14 protein-coding genes are annotated in these 15,365 nt (G+C 48.4%); 10 read left to right on the top strand and 4 right to left on the bottom strand.

Annotated features, from left to right (window positions below):
• Positions 1-3: 3 nt before the first annotated feature.
• From DF182_RS08190 to guaA, 4 genes are all read right to left on the bottom strand, one after another.
• Entirely contained in the window at positions 4-1,605 is a 1,602-nt protein-coding gene (locus DF182_RS08190) for an ATP-dependent DNA ligase (RefSeq protein ID WP_113615157.1), read from the bottom strand.
• Between the two features lie 4 nt (positions 1,606-1,609).
• The gene (locus DF182_RS08185; RefSeq protein WP_113615156.1) at positions 1,610-2,623 is read right to left on the bottom strand and encodes a ligase-associated DNA damage response exonuclease; all 1,014 of its coding nucleotides are present in this window, start codon (positions 2,621-2,623) and stop codon (positions 1,610-1,612) included.
• 72 nt (positions 2,624-2,695) lie between these two features.
• Positions 2,696-4,003 (bottom strand): ABC transporter substrate-binding protein, encoded by a 1,308-nt coding sequence (locus tag DF182_RS08180; RefSeq protein ID WP_161964089.1) that lies wholly within the window; start codon positions 4,001-4,003, stop codon positions 2,696-2,698.
• A 195-nt stretch (positions 4,004-4,198) separates the two neighbouring features.
• Positions 4,199-5,737 (bottom strand): glutamine-hydrolyzing GMP synthase, encoded by a 1,539-nt coding sequence (gene guaA, locus DF182_RS08175; protein WP_113615154.1) that lies wholly within the window; start codon positions 5,735-5,737, stop codon positions 4,199-4,201.
• A 95-nt stretch (positions 5,738-5,832) separates the two neighbouring features.
• Between guaA and DF182_RS08170 the strand changes: the two genes are divergently transcribed.
• From DF182_RS08170 to DF182_RS08125, 10 genes are all read left to right on the top strand, one after another.
• Positions 5,833-6,564: a head GIN domain-containing protein gene (locus DF182_RS08170; RefSeq protein ID WP_113615153.1), complete on the top strand. Its 732-nt coding sequence runs from the start codon at positions 5,833-5,835 to the stop codon at positions 6,562-6,564.
• A gap of 285 nt (positions 6,565-6,849) precedes the next feature.
• Positions 6,850-7,770, top strand: a complete 921-nt coding sequence (locus DF182_RS08165) for a hypothetical protein (protein ID WP_113615152.1) — start codon at positions 6,850-6,852, stop codon at positions 7,768-7,770.
• Between the two features lie 201 nt (positions 7,771-7,971).
• On the top strand, positions 7,972-9,108 hold the full coding sequence (locus DF182_RS08160) for a beta-ketoacyl-ACP synthase III (protein ID WP_113615151.1): 1,137 nt from the start codon (positions 7,972-7,974) through the stop codon (positions 9,106-9,108).
• Positions 9,109-9,133: 25 nt separating this feature from the next.
• The gene (locus DF182_RS08155) at positions 9,134-9,532 is read left to right on the top strand and encodes a hypothetical protein (RefSeq protein WP_113615150.1); all 399 of its coding nucleotides are present in this window, start codon (positions 9,134-9,136) and stop codon (positions 9,530-9,532) included.
• A gap of 102 nt (positions 9,533-9,634) precedes the next feature.
• On the top strand, positions 9,635-10,639 hold the full coding sequence (locus tag DF182_RS08150) for a BtrH N-terminal domain-containing protein (RefSeq protein ID WP_113615149.1): 1,005 nt from the start codon (positions 9,635-9,637) through the stop codon (positions 10,637-10,639).
• A gap of 9 nt (positions 10,640-10,648) precedes the next feature.
• Positions 10,649-11,395: an ABC transporter ATP-binding protein gene (locus DF182_RS08145; RefSeq protein ID WP_170148830.1), complete on the top strand. Its 747-nt coding sequence runs from the start codon at positions 10,649-10,651 to the stop codon at positions 11,393-11,395.
• Positions 11,396-11,413: 18 nt separating this feature from the next.
• A complete protein-coding gene (locus DF182_RS08140; RefSeq protein ID WP_113615148.1) occupies positions 11,414-12,706 on the top strand; it encodes an ABC transporter permease in 1,293 nt (430 codons plus the stop codon).
• 84 nt (positions 12,707-12,790) lie between these two features.
• Positions 12,791-13,048 carry a phosphopantetheine-binding protein gene (locus tag DF182_RS08135; protein ID WP_113615147.1) on the top strand — a complete coding sequence of 86 codons (258 nt, stop codon included), beginning with the start codon at positions 12,791-12,793 and terminating at the stop codon, positions 13,046-13,048.
• A gap of 13 nt (positions 13,049-13,061) precedes the next feature.
• Complete coding sequence (locus tag DF182_RS08130; RefSeq protein WP_113615146.1) at positions 13,062-14,276, top strand: beta-ketoacyl-[acyl-carrier-protein] synthase family protein; 1,215 nt, start codon at positions 13,062-13,064, stop codon at positions 14,274-14,276.
• Positions 14,266-15,303 (top strand): beta-ketoacyl synthase chain length factor, encoded by a 1,038-nt coding sequence (locus DF182_RS08125; RefSeq protein WP_113615145.1) that lies wholly within the window; start codon positions 14,266-14,268, stop codon positions 15,301-15,303. Before DF182_RS08130 ends, DF182_RS08125 begins: the two co-directional genes overlap by 11 nt.
• Positions 15,304-15,365 lie beyond the last annotated feature (62 nt).

The following is a 15,365-nucleotide window of genomic DNA, read 5'->3' as shown; positions in this document are numbered from 1 at the left end:
GGATTACGCGGAAGTGTCTCCGCTTTGTTGTAATAATGTTTTCAGGTCTTCGAGGGTATTGATTTCTGCTACAGGTTTGTCCCGGCGCCAGCGGTTGATACGGGGAAAACGTAGGGCTACGCCTGATTTGTGCCGGTTAGAAGCGGCAATACCTTCGAAGGCTATCTCAAATACCTGCAGGGGCTGTACGGTTCGTACCGGCCCGAATTTCTCCAGCGAATGTCGCTTGATCCAGTTATCTACTTCCGCTATTTCCTTGTCTGTTAACCCCGAATAAGCTTTGGTAAAAGGTACCAGCTGATCGCCATCTCTGACAGCAAAAGTGTAGTCAGTATAGAGGTTGGAGCGGCGCCCATGTCCTTTCTGTGCATAGATCATGACTGCATCAATAGTATACGGATCTATTTTCCATTTCCACCAGTCCCCGCGTTTGCGGCCTACCTGATAGGGGGCACTTCTTTTTTTGAGCATGAGTCCTTCGCTGTTGTTTTCGCGTGATTGTTGCCGGATGGTGGTCAGCTCATCCCAGGAGGAGGCTGTCACTTCGGGGGATAACAGTAGTGCGGGTTGTTGTTGTGTGCCGACCAGCTGTTCGAGCAGGTGGCGTCTTTCTATCAGCGGTAGTTCGCGTATGTCGGCACCTTCCCATTCCAGCATGTCGTAGCTGAGGAAGGCTACAGGCGCTTCCTGTAATTGTTTGCGGGTAACATTTTTCCGGCCTATCCGTGTTTGCAGTGTCTGGAAGGGCAATGGCCGGCCATCGGCATAGGTGAGTATTTCACCGTCTATCACGGTACCATCCGGCAAAGTGCCGGCCAGCGGGGCAAATTCAGGAAATTTATCGGTGATCAGCTCTTCACCACGTGACCATACAAACAGCTGTCCTTCCCTTTTGATGATCTGACCACGTATGCCGTCCCATTTCCATTCTGCCTGCCATTCGGCTATGGGCCCCAGTCCGCCGGGCTCTCCTTCGAGGGCGTAGGCGAGGTAAAAAGGATAGGGGCGGGAAGCGTCTGCGCCGCTGGTGCCCTGATGAAGCAGCTCTTCTATGGAGACAGTGCCAGGGTTCCAGGAGCCGCTGATCATGTGCGACAAAGTAGCGGCGGGGATGTCGTAGGTTTTGGCCAGTGCATTGACCATCATTTTCTGGGAAACGCCTATACGAAAACCACCGGTGATCAGTTTGTTGAAAACGAAACGTTCTCCGTTGTCGAGCGCATCCCAGGTATGCAGGATAAACTGTTGTTTGTCTGTTTCCGTGGCTTTTTCCAGTTGCTGCAGCTGTTGCATCCAGTAGTGAAGCGGCGCGCTGGTGGCCTGGGTACAAGGTGGAAGCAACAGGGCGATGGTTTCAGCAAGATCACCTACTGTGAGATAACATTCGTTGAACAGCCATTCAGGCAGGCTGGTAGCTTGTATGCACCAGTTTTTCAGCTGGGTACTGTTGACAGTGCGCTTGGGCCTCCGGCCCGAGAAGAGGGCGAGCACCCAGGTTTTGTCTTTGGGATGGGCGGTGGCAAAGTAATGGCTGAGCGCCTCCAGCTTTTCGTTGGTTTTGGTGCTGTTGCTGAGTAATCTGACGAGTTGGGCGAACTGTTGCACGGTGTTAGGTTTCCGGATTAGGAATTATTTCTTCATCATCATCACTATAGCTGGTGCTGACTTCAGTGGCAGCGATGCCTTTTTCGGTGAGATAACGGGCAAATACGCTACTGAAGCCATGTGTAACATATACCTGTGAGGCCCCCGTAGCGGTAACAGCGTCCAGCAGCCCGTTCCAGTCTGCATGGTCTGAGAGTGCAAAACCTGCGTCAGCATTACGTCTGCGCATATGTCCTCTTACCTGCATCCAGCCGCTGCAAACACCCAGCGAAAAAGGTGTAAAGCGGCGCATCCAGGTGGAATCATCTGCGGATGGTGGTGCTATGACTACCGCGTTTTTTAAAGCAGTTTTGGGTGTTTCCGGTGTCACTCTTTCTATGGAGGGCAGGGGATATCCCTGTTGTATCAGTAATTCGTTGACCTGTGAGATGGCTCCGTGCGCCATAATACGGGGGACTTTATCTTTCAGGTAATATAACAACCGCTGGGCTTTGCCCAGGCTGTAAGCTGTGATGACCGATGTTTTGCCGGCCTGCTGATTTTCGTATATCCAGTTGCTGATACGAGCGAGGAGCTGCTGTTGAGGTTCCCACCGGTAGATAGGCAGTCCGAATGTAGATTCGGTGATAAAAGTATGGCAGGGCACGGGTTCAAAAGGAGTACAGATACCGTCGTTTTCCAGTTTGTAATCGCCGCTGGCCACCCATACTTCGCCGGCATGTTCCACTCTTACCTGTGCTGAGCCGATCATATGACCAGCAGGGTGCAGAGATATTTTTACACCGTTCAGATAGATAGTTTCGCCATAAGGAATGCCTTGCACATCAATATCGGCACCCAGCCGCATCTGCAGCAGCGGGATACCGGACTGTTGGCAGAGGTAGTGCTGGTTGCCCGGGCGTGCATGATCGGAGTGCGCATGTGTGATCACCGCCCGTTTGACGGGTTTCCAGGGATCGATGTAAAAATCACCAGCTGCACACCAGATGCCTTTATCGGTAAATTGAAGCAGTTCCATATGTTATGAATATACATAAAAAAAGCGGGCCATGGCTGCTGCCATGGCCCGCTGATATCGTTGGTAGAATCGTTATTGATTCATTTTTACATCTGCATTTTCACCTTTCTGGATGATGAAGATTTTTTTGTTTTCAAAGTAGGAAGGTGTTTGTTCTCCTTCTTTGACATACACCGGCTGGAAGTCGAAGCGGGTGATGACGGTTGGTGATGACGCTACCGCGCTGTTGAAATAAACACCGTTGTTGTGCAACAGGCGTACAAAGTAATAGGTCATATCAAAACCTTTGTAGGCCATGTCGGAAGGACGGGCTTTGTAGGTTCTGCGGAAACTATCGAAAATATAACGGCTGAAGTTATCTGTTTTTTCGTTGAAATAAGGAGAGGAGTAGAACACCTGTAGTCCTTTGAACTCAGGTTCTTTGAGTTTGAACACGTCCCAGGTAGGCATGCCGAATATCTGCATGGGGTAGTTGGCGTGTGCTATGCTGAGTTTTCGCAGCAGGTTTTTGGCACCGGCTTCATCGAGGGCGGTCACGATGATGATGTTGGGCCTGTCGGCGAGCAGATATTTGGAGATTTCTTCCGGTGTGGTGGCATCATTCCAGATAGCTTCGCGGATCCTGGTTTTTTTAGGATTGTTCATTTTGTCGTAAGAGGCTTTGAAATCAGCGGCGAGGCGGCTTTCGAAAGCGGTATTACGGCGAAGCAGCACAATGTTTTTAGAGGAGAAGGCATCCTGGATATAGTTCTGGATGGCTTCACAGTGTGTTTTCAGGGTGCTGTTGGAGATGAACAGGAAAGGGTTGTCGGTGATACCGGCATCATTTGGGAAGGTGGCAGAAACGAGGTTGATTTCTTTCTTTTTGGCGAAATCGCTCAGTTCTTTCAGTTCCGGGTTGCTGACAGCGCCGATGATGAGGTCGGTAGCATCAAGAGCTTTGCTGTTGATGACAGCGGCAACGCTCTGGCGGCCTTTGCTGTCGTACACATTTACTTTCAGGCTGTAGCCTTGTTGTTGAAGACTGTCCAGTGCCAGCTGGGCGCCTTCATAGAATTCGAGGCCTGGCAGCACATAACGTGGCATGGTGCGGCCGGGAATATCGTTGGAGTTGGCAAATACGGAGTCGAGGTACAATGGCGCAAAAAAGGCGATATTATAAGTGGATTTTTTCACTTCCCTGGCAAAAGCCGGTACATTGAAAGGAATGGCCTTTTCTTCTTTTTTGGGTTCCGGTTTCTTTTCCGGTGTAGGTTTACTCAGTGATGGGGGCGGGCCATCAACGCGGCTCGTCGACTTCCGGGAAGATGAACAGGCAGAGATCAGCAGACACAGTGCCAGCCCGGATAGCAGGTTTTTTACAGATATTATTTGGCTCATAATGGGCGCTAATTTACAAAAATCATTCCGTGTAAAGTCAAGTAAGGGAACACTGGCGTATTCCATAACGAAGATTTTTTATGGAGATGAGGAGAAGGATATAAGGAGAAAGGCGCAGGGAGGATTAGTCCGCTGCGCCTTTCTGCGATAATATCGATCAGTAGTGTTATACTACTTCGTGTTCTTTGTATGCAACTACTCCCATTCGATGGTAGCAGGTGGTTTGGAGCTGATATCGTACACCACGCGGTTGATACCTTTTACCCGGTTGATGATGTCGTTGGACATTTTAGCCAGGAATTCATAAGGCAGATGTGCCCAGTCGGCGGTCATACCATCGGTGGAGGTAACGGCCCTTAAAGCTATGGTGAACTCATAAGTACGTTCGTCACCCATAACACCTACGCTCTGTACAGGGAGGAGGATGGTGCCTGCCTGCCATACTTTGTCGTAGAGACCAGCTTCGCGCAGTCCTTCGATGTAGATAGCGTCTGCTTCCTGGAGCATAGCCACTTTTTCGGGGGTGATAGCACCGAGGATACGGATAGCCAGACCTGGTCCGGGGAAAGGATGGCGTCCGAGGAAGATTTCGCTAATGCCTATTTCGCGGCCTACACGACGTACTTCATCTTTAAAGAGGAAACGCAGTGGCTCAACCAGCTGCATATTCATCTTTTCTGGCAGTCCGCCTACGTTGTGGTGTGACTTGATGGTTACGGAAGGACCATTAACAGATACAGACTCAATTACGTCAGGGTAGATGGTACCTTGTCCGAGGAAAGCGATGTCTGTCAGCTGTGCAGCCTCATGCTGGAATACCTCGATGAAGAGGCGGCCGATGATCTTGCGTTTTTTCTCCGGATCGCTTACATCGTTGAGCTGGCTGTAGAAGAGATCTTTTGCATTAACACCTTTTACGTTAAGGCCCATATGTTTGTAAGACTCCAGTACTGTTTCGTATTCATCTTTACGCAACAGTCCGTTATCTACGAAGATACAGAAGAGATTTTTGCCGATGGCTTTGTGTACCAGTTCAGCAGCTACGGTAGAGTCTACGCCACCGCTCAGTGCCATTACCACTCTTTTATCGCCTACCTGTGCTTTGATTTTTTCTATAGTTTCCTGTACGAAAGCAGCCGGAGTCCAGTCCTGCAGGCAGTTGCAGATATGTACGAGGAAGTTGCGGATGATCTGTTTACCTTCCAGGGAGTGAGTCACTTCCGGGTGGAACTGTAAACCGAAGATAGGATTAGCGGCCAGGGTGGTGCTTTTGAAGGCTGCTACCGGGATGTTTTCGGTGGTAGCGATCACCTGGAAGTTCTCAGGGATACGTTTGATGGTATCTGAGTGGCTCATCCATACCTGGCTGCGGGTAGAGACGTCGTATAATAATTTTTCCTCTTTGTCATTGTGCTCCATAAAGGCACGGCCGTATTCGCGGATATTGCTTTTGGCTACTTCACCACCGAAGTTTTTAGCCATCAGCTGGGCGCCGTAGCAGATGCCCAGTACCGGTACTTTCGCAGCAATGGCAGCGATATCCAGGGTAGGAGCTTTCTCATCATTTACAGAGAAAGGGCTGCCGGACAGGATAACGCCTTTGATGGAATCGTCCCAGGCGATGGGCTGGAGACAAGGTTTGATTTCGCAATAAACATTCAGTTCCCGGATGCTGCGCGCGATCAGCTGTGTATATTGGGAACCGAAATCGAGGATAAGTATCTTTTCTGTCATGGTCGTGCAAAGATAAAGCCCTTCCTTCAATTTCGGATTCCCGAAAATAGAAAATAGGAAATCTAATTGTATCTTTCTTTTTATAATCTAAACTTATGCAAACCAAAATTACGCTGTCCTGTATGGCACTCGTTGTGTCCATCACGACTTTTCTGAGCGCCTGTAATGTGATCGGCCAACATGTAAAAGGGAGTGGAAATGTTATCAAAGAAGAAAGAAAGGTGGCCTCGTTTCACAAAATCAAAGTAGAAGGTAGTATGAACGTATACCTGGCTCAGGGGCCGGAAAAAAATGCGGTCATAGAAGCAGAAGATAATATCACCCCGCTGGTGGAGCTGATTGATGAAGGAGGAAGGCTAAAAGTACGTTTCCGCAATAATGTGAATATCAGCACACGGAAAGGGGTAAACGTATACCTGACCACTCCGGAAGTAGACGACATCGCACTGGCTGGTTCCGGCGATATGAAGCTGATGGACAAGTTTAACAGTAAAGAGGACATGAGGCTCAGCCTGTCCGGCTCAGGTAACCTGAAAGGGACCATTAATGCGCCTGCAGTAAAGGCTTCCATTGCTGGTTCCGGCAATATGTACCTGGAAGGTGAAACCCGTACCGTGAATATTTCCATTGCCGGCAGCGGTGATTATGTAGGCGATGGTCTGTTGTCTGAAGAAGCTAAAATCAGTATAGCCGGCAGCGGTGATGCTAATGTGCACGCCAGTATGAAATTGGATGCAAAGATTGCTGGTTCAGGTGATGTGAAATACAAGGGTAATCCTTCTGTATCCAGTTCTGTGGCGGGTTCCGGCTCCGTGCGGAAAATCTAGAAAATTAAAATTTGCAAATTTTTAACATTTCAATTATCATATTAAAGACGCTTTTGCAGTTATTTACATTGGTTTTGAAAAAAATCTAAAGTCCTTTGGTCCAGATACTGCCGCAGCATCACAAGCCGGCTGAGGCAGTATCTGGCTGGGGCACAAGCCAGCTTTAGCACCTACTCACTCCCCATGTCTCCTGAATGCATACTGTCAAATTATCATTAAATGACATAAATAATAACTCCTTTTTTGTATGTTTACAGTTTGAATTGTTGAACTCCTATTCCTTTTATGAACGAAAGACCGAAGGTCCTGGTGGTATACTATACTCAGACAGGCCAATTAAAAAGGATCATTGATCATGTGTTGGGACCACTGGCAGACAGTGTAGACATTACATACGAAGAATTGGTTCCGGTAACACCGTTTCCTTTTCCATGGGGCAAACAACAGTTTTACGATACAATGCCGGAAACTGTACAGGGAACGCCGCGTGGTATCAGGCCATTAGAAGTGGATGTGAATGCACATTTCGACCTGGTATTACTCGCATATCAGCCCTGGTTTCTGTCTCCTTCCCAGCCTACCGCCGCTTTCCTGCAAAGTGAAGCTGCCGCACGCCTGTTGAAAGGCAAGCCGGTAATCACCCTGCTGGGTAGCCGTAACATGTGGCTCAACGCCCAGGAAAAGGTGAAAGGATACCTGCATAAGGCAGGGGCCAAACTGGTAGGTAATATAGTGCTGGTAGACAAGTCACCCAACCTGATTTCACTGATCACCGTTCTTCGCTGGGCTTTCAAAGGAAAAAAAGAAGCAACCCGCTTTCTGCCACCGGCGGGTGTACAGGAAAATGAGATCCTCACTTCCAAGCGTTTCGCAGCACCTATTTCCCAGGCATTAGACAATAAAAAATGGGAAGAGCTGCATCCACAGCTGATGTCGCTGGATGCGGTAGAATTGTTGCCCAATCTCGTACTGCTGGAAAACAATGGTATCAGCGCTTTCCGCTTCTGGGCGAAATTCATCAGTGCTAAAGGAGGACCAGGAGCCGCTGCCCGTCAGGGAAGGGTAATGATGTACAGATTGCTGCTGCTGGCAGGAATCTTTGTATTAACCCCCATTACGCTGATATCTTCCCTGATCAAACTCAATCTCAAACGGAATGAGCTGGAACAGGAGGTGGAATACTATAAAGGTATCCGTTTACGCTAACTTCATGATTTACCGTATAACCGCTAGCTTTGCAGGAAAATGAGTAGTGGCGTGATAATTGTAATTCGGATTAGAATTCTATATTTACGTCCTCTTAAAATGTATATAAATCAAAACATGTTTATAACCGCAGGAAGGCTGGCACTAAGCGCTCGTCACTATGGGTATTGCATGCAGCCTTAAAAGACGAATTATTTTCAAATGAAGGAAGTTTATATTACCAGGCTATCTAAATTTTTACCCAACAAGCCTGTTGAAAATGATGAAATGGAGAGCATCCTCGGAATGGTAGACGGAAAAGCTTCCCGTGCACGGTTAAAGATTTTGGGCAACAACAAAATCAAAACCCGCTATTATTCTCTGGACAAAGAAGGCAACTCCACCCATTCCAACGCAGAGATGACCGCAACAGCGGTGAATGCATTGTTTGATGAAAAATATCCTATCAGCAATTTACAATTGCTCGCCTGTGGTACTACCTCTCCGGACCAGCTGCTGCCTAACCACGCTGCTATGGTACACGGTCTGCTGAAATGCCAGCCGGTAGAACTGATTGCTGCCACCGGCGCTTGTGCCGCGGGTATGCAGGCATTTAAATATGCGTGGATGTCTATCCGTTGTGGTAACACCTCCAATGCTGTAAGTACCGGTTCTGAGAAATTTTCTGCCTGGATGCTGGCACAGAAGTTCCAGCCTGAAGCAGAAAACCTGAAGAGCCTGGACGAGAATCCAATCATCGCTTTCGAAAAAGACTTCCTTCGCTGGATGCTGTCTGATGGTGCCAGTGCGGCCCTGTTCCAGGACAAGCCTAATGAAGAAGGCCTGTCACTGCGTGTAGACTGGGTAGAGATCCTGTCTTACGCCAACGATCTGGAAACCTGCATGTATGCCGGCGCGATCAAAAATACCGATGGCAGCACCAAAGGCTGGATCGATATGACACCGGAAGAATGGGCACAACACAGCGTTTTCTCCTTCAAACAAGATACCCGCCTTCTCGGCAAAAATATAGTGCCTTCCGGCGCACAGATGTGGAAAGAACTGGTAGAACGTCACAACATCAACCTGGATGAGGTCGATTTCTTCCTGCCACACTTATCTTCCGAATTTTTCCGGTTAAAGATTGATGAGGAAATCACTCGCCTCGGCGTTCATATTCCGCTGGAGAAATGGTTTACCAACCTGGCGAATGTAGGTAACGTAGGTACGGCTTCTCCTTACCTGATGCTGGAAGAACTGATGAACACCGGTCGTTTCAAAAAAGGACAGAAGGTGATCATGATGGTACCAGAAAGTGCCCGGTTCTCCTATGCTTATGCGCAAATCACCGTTGTATAAGGATAACTTCTAAAACACTGCACTCATGAAAAAAGACGAAGTGCCACAGGATGGCGATAACCTCCATGAAGGCACATTCAAACAGATTATGTATGCGGTAGATAACTCCGGTAGTTATGTACAGGTGCAAAGTGCAGGATGGGAACCGGAAAACATCGCCCTGTCACAGGCCTGGGATGAAGTAAACGAAAAAGTAGCAGCCGCCAAAGTGCTGGTACAATCCGGTGAAATCAGCCCTGTCGCTTATTACATGGAGAAATGCCTGATGGACCTGGCCCTGCTGGCCAATTACGTTGGGAAGTTCCAGTGGCAGGTGAAAAGGCATATGAAACCGGCCGTGTTCCGGCGCCTCAGCGACACGATGCTGCAACGTTACGCAGATGCATTTAAGATCAGTAAAGAAGATTTACTGCATATAAAATAATATTATCACAGAAGTCGCAAAGTTGCAAAGCAGCAAAGGAAACATATTGGACACTCTTTGCTGTATTGCAACTTTGCGATTTTCTGTGAACATCCAACAATTATGAACAACCATCAATTCCGTCATAGGCAGACTGCACACTGTGAAAGTGGCGTTATCTCCAACCTGTTGGGGCACTACGGTTTACAGATCAGTGAGCCGATGGCCTTTGGCATCGGCGCCGGTCTCTTTTTTGGCCACCTTCCTTTTGTGAAAGTAAACGGAGTGCCTGGTACCACTTACCGTATCTGGCCGGGAGCTATCTTTCAGCGGGTATGCAAGCGCCTGGGCGTAAAAATGGAATTGGCTAAATTCTCTACACCAGAAAAGGGGATGGCCGCACTGGACAAGGTAATTGACACTGGAACGCCGGTAGGACTGCTTTCCAGTGTTTATTATCTGCCTTACTTTCCTCCTTCCTATCGTTTTCACTTCAATGCCCACAACCTGGTGGTATATGGCAAACGGGAAGGTCAGTACCTGGTAAGTGATCCGGTGATGGATACCGTAACGGAAATTGATCCTGTAAGTCTGGCTCAGGCCCGCTTTGCTAAAGGATTCCCTGCCCCTAAGGGAAAAATGTACTACCCTGTACATGTCCCCGATAAAGCTTCTTTCGAAAAACCGATCAAAGAAGGGATAGAACAAACCTGTCATTATATGCTGAAGATACCTTTCCCGATGTTTGGTGTGAAGGGTATTCGTTTCCTGGCCAAGCGGGTAAAGGATTACCCTGAAAAAGCAGGCGAGCGCAAAGCCGGCCTTTATCTGGGTAATGTTATCCGGATGCAGGAGGAAATTGGTACCGGTGGTGCCGGTTTCCGTTTCGTATATGCGGCTTTTCTGCAGGAGGCGGCTACATTGCTCAACAAACAAGAGCTGAGCCTGCTGGCAGGGGAGCTTACGAAGGTGGGTGACCTTTGGCGTAACTTTGCTTTTTCAGCCGGAAGGGTATGTAAGAGCAGATCCGCTGATAACGTTTCTTACCGTGAGCTGAGTGAAATGTTGTTACAATGTGCGGCAGCAGAAGAAACGTTTTTCAGGAAACTGGCGCAGGTGAGATTTTAATTGTGTGAAATGGCCAGCATATCAGTAAAAGAATTAACCAAAACATACGCGGCAGCAGCAGAACCAACGCTGAAAGGGCTTTCGTTTGCCTTTCCTGAAAAGAAGATAGGCGGGCTGCTGGGCCCCAATGGTGCCGGCAAAACCACTACGATCTCTATTTTGTGCGGACTGGTAAAAGCCGATGGTGGTGAGGTAATGATCCATGGCTTGCCACAGGATGATGCCCACCGCGAACAAATCAAAAGGATCATTGGTATTGTACCACAGCAGATAGCATTGTTCCCACAGCTTTCTGCGGTGGAAAACCTGACATACTTTGGTAACCTCTACGGTTATAAAGGTCAGTCGCTGCAGAAAAAGATTATGCAGCATCTGGAGGTTTTTGGCCTCGAAAAAAGTGCCCATAAGGAAATATATAAATATTCAGGCGGGATGAAACGCAGAGCCAATATCATTGCTGCCATCCTGCATGAGCCTGATTTGCTGATACTGGACGAACCTACCGCAGGAGTGGACGTACAGTCGCGCAGCATGATCCTGGAATTTTTGCGGAGCTACAACGAACGGGGCGCCAGTATCCTCTACACTTCACACCTGTTGGAAGAGGCACAATCGCTCTGCCACGAGGTGGTGATTATGGACGAAGGCAAAATGATACTTCACGGAGAACCTGCTTCATTGATAGCAGCGACACCGGATTGCCGCAACCTGGAAGATGTGTTTTTGCATTGTACCGGGCATGCCTTGCGGGATTAATAAAAAGACAGAAAAGCTATGCTTAGATTACTGGCTACCATAAGAAAAGAATGGCAGCTGTTGTTGCGCGATAAAATGGGACTTACGCTCCTGTTTGTGATGCCGCTGGTGCTGATCACCGTGATGGCATTAATACAGGACGCGCCCTTCAAAGACTATCAGGATGTAAAGTTTGATATACTGACAGTAGATAATGATCACGGACGCCTGGGGAAATATATCCGGGAAGGGCTGGCATCCGGCGGCCAGTTCAACGTCATCGATTCATTGGATGGAAAAGCCGTGACGGCAGAACAGGCAAGAGAACTGGTCAACAGCGGCCACTTTAAAATCAGCATTGTAGTACCGGCCGGAGCTACCGGAGCGATAGTGAGTAATGCCAACCGCATCGTAAACGATATCACCAAACGGATGGGCATGAGCGTTTCTCTGCCGGTAAAAAAAGGTGCCGACTCACTCAACGTGGTCATTTATTTCGACCCTGCTGCCAAAAAAGCTTTTAAAGGCGCTATCCACCAGGCATTGGACAACTTCCTGACCCAGGTGGAAACAGATATGCTGCTGGACCGGATCAAACAACAGCTGCATAACAAAGATGTGCAGGCTACACCGGAAGACACACTGCCTATCCGCCTGCAGGCCGTAGGTTTGAAAGAACGGGCCACCGGCACAGGCAAACAGCTGGATGTAGTGTCTAATTCCGTACAACATAACGTACCGGCCTGGAGCATTTTTGCCATGTTTTTTATCGTTATTCCGATAGCTGGCAATATGATCCGGGAAAGGGAAGATGGTAGTCTTTTAAGGATGAAGCTGATACCAGGTTCCTATTTATCTATCCTGGCCGGAAAAATGACTTTTTTTATAGGCATTTGTATACTGCAGTTTTATCTGATGATGCTGGTAGGTATCTATCTGATGCCATTGCTGGGCCTGCCCAGACTGGTGATGGGACATGCGCAGGGCGCCACTTTGCTGGTAGCCGCCGGCATAGGGCTGGCAGCCACCTGTTATGGTATACTGATCGGCACACTTTTCAAAACACCGAACCAGGCCCTCAACTTCGGCGCCATCTCTATTGTAATCCTGTCTGCCATCGGCGGAATATGGATACCGCTGGAAGTGATGCCGGGCAATATGCAGGCCCTGGGACATCTGTCGCCGCTCAGCTGGGGACTGGATGCTATCAACGATATTTACCTTCGTAACGGTGGTATTGGGTATGTGTGGAAAAACGTAATACTGCTGGTGTTCACCGGATTGGTGATGCTGGCTATAGCCGGATATGTGGAAAAACGAAGAATGAACTAATAAATATTTTCAAAACAATAGTATTTTTACTCCCCACATGGGCCATCTCCTGTTGGGTACAGCAGGTGATAAACCTACAACATTATGGAAGAATTAAAAAGTAAACTCAAAGCGCAGATCATTGAAGCATTAAATCTGCAGGATACTAAACCGGAAGATATCGAAGATAACGCCCCTTTATTTGGTGAAGGGCTTGGTCTCGACAGTATTGACTCCCTCGAGCTGATGGTATTGCTGGAAAGACAATACCAGATTAAAGTAGAAGATCCTCGCGAAGGACGTAAAATCCTGCAGTCTGTGCAGTCTATGGCTGAATTTATCCAATCCAGGCAGCGGGCCTAAGTAAACAGCTGATATGGCGGAAAGAGTGTTTATAACAGGGATGGGAATGATCACCGCCATAGGTGATAATGTAGCTGAAAACCTGGAGCAATTGCGGCAACAACGCAGTGGACTGGGTTTTACCAGTTATATTGATACCATTTACAGGCAAGTGCTGCCGGTAGCGGAAGTAAAACATACCAACGAATCGCTGGCAACACTTGCCGGTACAACGCCCTGTAAAGGATTGACCCGTACCACCCTGCTGGGAATGGCGGCCATGAAGGAAGCATTGCAGCAGGCAGGTATCAGCGATGTACAATCTGCCCCTACAGGTTTTATCAATGCCAGCACCGTAGGCGGTATGTGCGACACCGAAAAGGTATACTTTGATATCATCAACCCCGAAAAAGACGGGACTTTTCTACAATACATTGATACGCTGGACTGTGCCGACTGTACCCAACGTATAGCCGATGCCGTAGGTTTTTGTGAGTATATTGCCACCATCAGTACTGCCTGTTCCTCCTCTGCGAACGCATTGATGTTTGGCGCCCGCATGATCAAACAGGGCATGCTGCCCAGGGTGATATGTGGTGGCACAGAAGCGCTCACCCGCTTTACCTTAAACGGGTTCAACTCGTTGAAAAACGTAGATAAGCAGTTCTGCCGGCCTTTTGACCAGCAGCGCACGGGGCTTAACCTGGGCGAAGGCGCTGCCTATCTTGTATTGGAAGGAGAATCTTTTGCCAGGGCCAACAACAGCAGAATACTGGCGGAACTGACCGGCTATTGCAATACCAACGAAGCATTTCATCCTACCTCTCCCTCTCCGGACGGCGACGGAGCTTATGAAGCGATGAAAGCGGCGCTGGCTATGAGTGGCAGATCAGCAGATGCAGTAGATTATATCAATGTGCATGGCACCGCCACGCTTAACAACGACGTGTCGGAAGGAAAAGCGCTGGAGCGGCTGTTTGGCAGCAAGGTGCCACTGTTCAGCTCCACCAAACCCTTTACCGGGCATACGCTGGCAGCAGCAGGTGCTATTGAAGCTATCTTCGCGGTACTGGCCATACAAAACGGGTTGATATTCCCGAATCTCAACTTCTCGGAAAAAATGGAAGAACTTAATATCACTCCGGTAACGCGGCTGATAGAAGACGCTTCTGTTAATAATGTTATTTCAAATTCATTCGGCTTCGGAGGCAACAACGCTTCCCTGGTGATCAGCAAATATGAAGGTTAAGTGTTACATACAAGGAATGGCGGCCATTTCCCCGCAACAGACTTTTAACGGGGATATTTTTTCGGCGCCGCTGGTGCATACAGACAGTAACCTGCTTCCCTGTATTGAACCTGATTACAAGCCGTTTATCCCGGGCAACAGCCTGCGTCGGATGACACGTGTGCTGAAGATGGGACTTACCACCGCTCTGCAATGTGTGCGCGACAGCGGACTGGATACCGTAGGACCTATTGTAACAGGCACCGGTAAAGGCAGTCTTCAGGATACCGAAAAATTTATCCGCGAGATAGAGCAGTATAAGGAAACAGCGCTCAATCCCACCCCTTTTATCCAGTCTACTTACAACTCTGTCAATGGCCTGGTAGCGTTGCAGCTCAATGCTACAGCCTATAACAACACCTTTGTGCATCGTGGTTTTTCTTTTGAAACCGCATTGCTCGACAGTATGATGTTGCTGGCAGAAGGAGCTTCCAATACCCTCACCGGCGCTTTTGAAGAAATGACTGCTGAACATTTTTATATCAAAAGCCGGATAGGTTTCTGGAAACAGGCGCCCACTGATAGTCGCAGCCTGTATGAACAACTGTCCCCCGGCAGTATTGCCGGAGAGGGGGCTGTTTTCTTCTCCCTGACAGCCGCGCCAGCAGACAACCAATACGCAGCAGTAACAGGTCTTAAGCTGCTCTATAAACCTACCGATGAAAAGCTGGCCGATACCCTGGCTACTTTTGCGGAAGGTGCTGATTTGATATTAACTGGCAGAAACGGAGACAACCGTTATGAACACTATTATCAGCAAGCCGACCGCCTGAATATTCCGCAGCTGCCATTCAAACATCTCTGCGGAGAATATGATACAGCCGGCGCTTTCGGTATGTGGCTGGGCGCAAATATCCTGCGTTCACAGCAGGTTCCTGCCCAGTGGTTTCCTTCACTGGAAAAGGTACCGGCTACTATCAACCGCATTTTACTCTATAATCATTTTTATGGAGAACAGCACGCGATGATCGTGCTGGAAAGGGTTTAACATAACAAATTTATATTGCTAAAAACCGTTATTTAAATTGGCTGACCAATTTAAATAACGGT

Source organism: Chitinophaga flava, from assembly GCF_003308995.1.
GTDB classification, from domain to species: domain Bacteria; phylum Bacteroidota; class Bacteroidia; order Chitinophagales; family Chitinophagaceae; genus Chitinophaga; species Chitinophaga flava.
The sequence above is the reverse complement of the archived record's forward strand: the minus strand, read 5'-3'. Positions and strand labels throughout refer to the sequence as shown.

Bases quoted from the DNA above. Each gene is read 5' to 3' on its own strand.
- DF182_RS08185 (WP_113615156.1), bottom strand. From the start codon at position 2,623: ATGGAACTGCTTCAATTTACCGATAAAGGCATCTGGTGTGCAGCTGGT.
- DF182_RS08180 (WP_161964089.1), bottom strand. From the start codon at position 4,003: ATGAGCCAAATAATATCTGTAAAAAACCTGCTATCCGGGCTGGCACTG.
- guaA (WP_113615154.1), bottom strand. From the start codon at position 5,737: ATGACAGAAAAGATACTTATCCTCGATTTCGGTTCCCAATATACACAG.
- DF182_RS08170 (WP_113615153.1), top strand. From the start codon at position 5,833: ATGCAAACCAAAATTACGCTGTCCTGTATGGCACTCGTTGTGTCCATC.
- DF182_RS08165 (WP_113615152.1), top strand. From the start codon at position 6,850: ATGAACGAAAGACCGAAGGTCCTGGTGGTATACTATACTCAGACAGGC.
- DF182_RS08160 (WP_113615151.1), top strand. From the start codon at position 7,972: ATGAAGGAAGTTTATATTACCAGGCTATCTAAATTTTTACCCAACAAG.
- DF182_RS08155 (WP_113615150.1), top strand. From the start codon at position 9,134: ATGAAAAAAGACGAAGTGCCACAGGATGGCGATAACCTCCATGAAGGC.
- DF182_RS08150 (WP_113615149.1), top strand. From the start codon at position 9,635: ATGAACAACCATCAATTCCGTCATAGGCAGACTGCACACTGTGAAAGT.
- DF182_RS08145 (WP_170148830.1), top strand. From the start codon at position 10,649: ATGGCCAGCATATCAGTAAAAGAATTAACCAAAACATACGCGGCAGCA.
- DF182_RS08140 (WP_113615148.1), top strand. From the start codon at position 11,414: ATGCTTAGATTACTGGCTACCATAAGAAAAGAATGGCAGCTGTTGTTG.
- DF182_RS08135 (WP_113615147.1), top strand. From the start codon at position 12,791: ATGGAAGAATTAAAAAGTAAACTCAAAGCGCAGATCATTGAAGCATTA.
- DF182_RS08130 (WP_113615146.1), top strand. From the start codon at position 13,062: ATGGCGGAAAGAGTGTTTATAACAGGGATGGGAATGATCACCGCCATA.
- DF182_RS08125 (WP_113615145.1), top strand. From the start codon at position 14,266: ATGAAGGTTAAGTGTTACATACAAGGAATGGCGGCCATTTCCCCGCAA.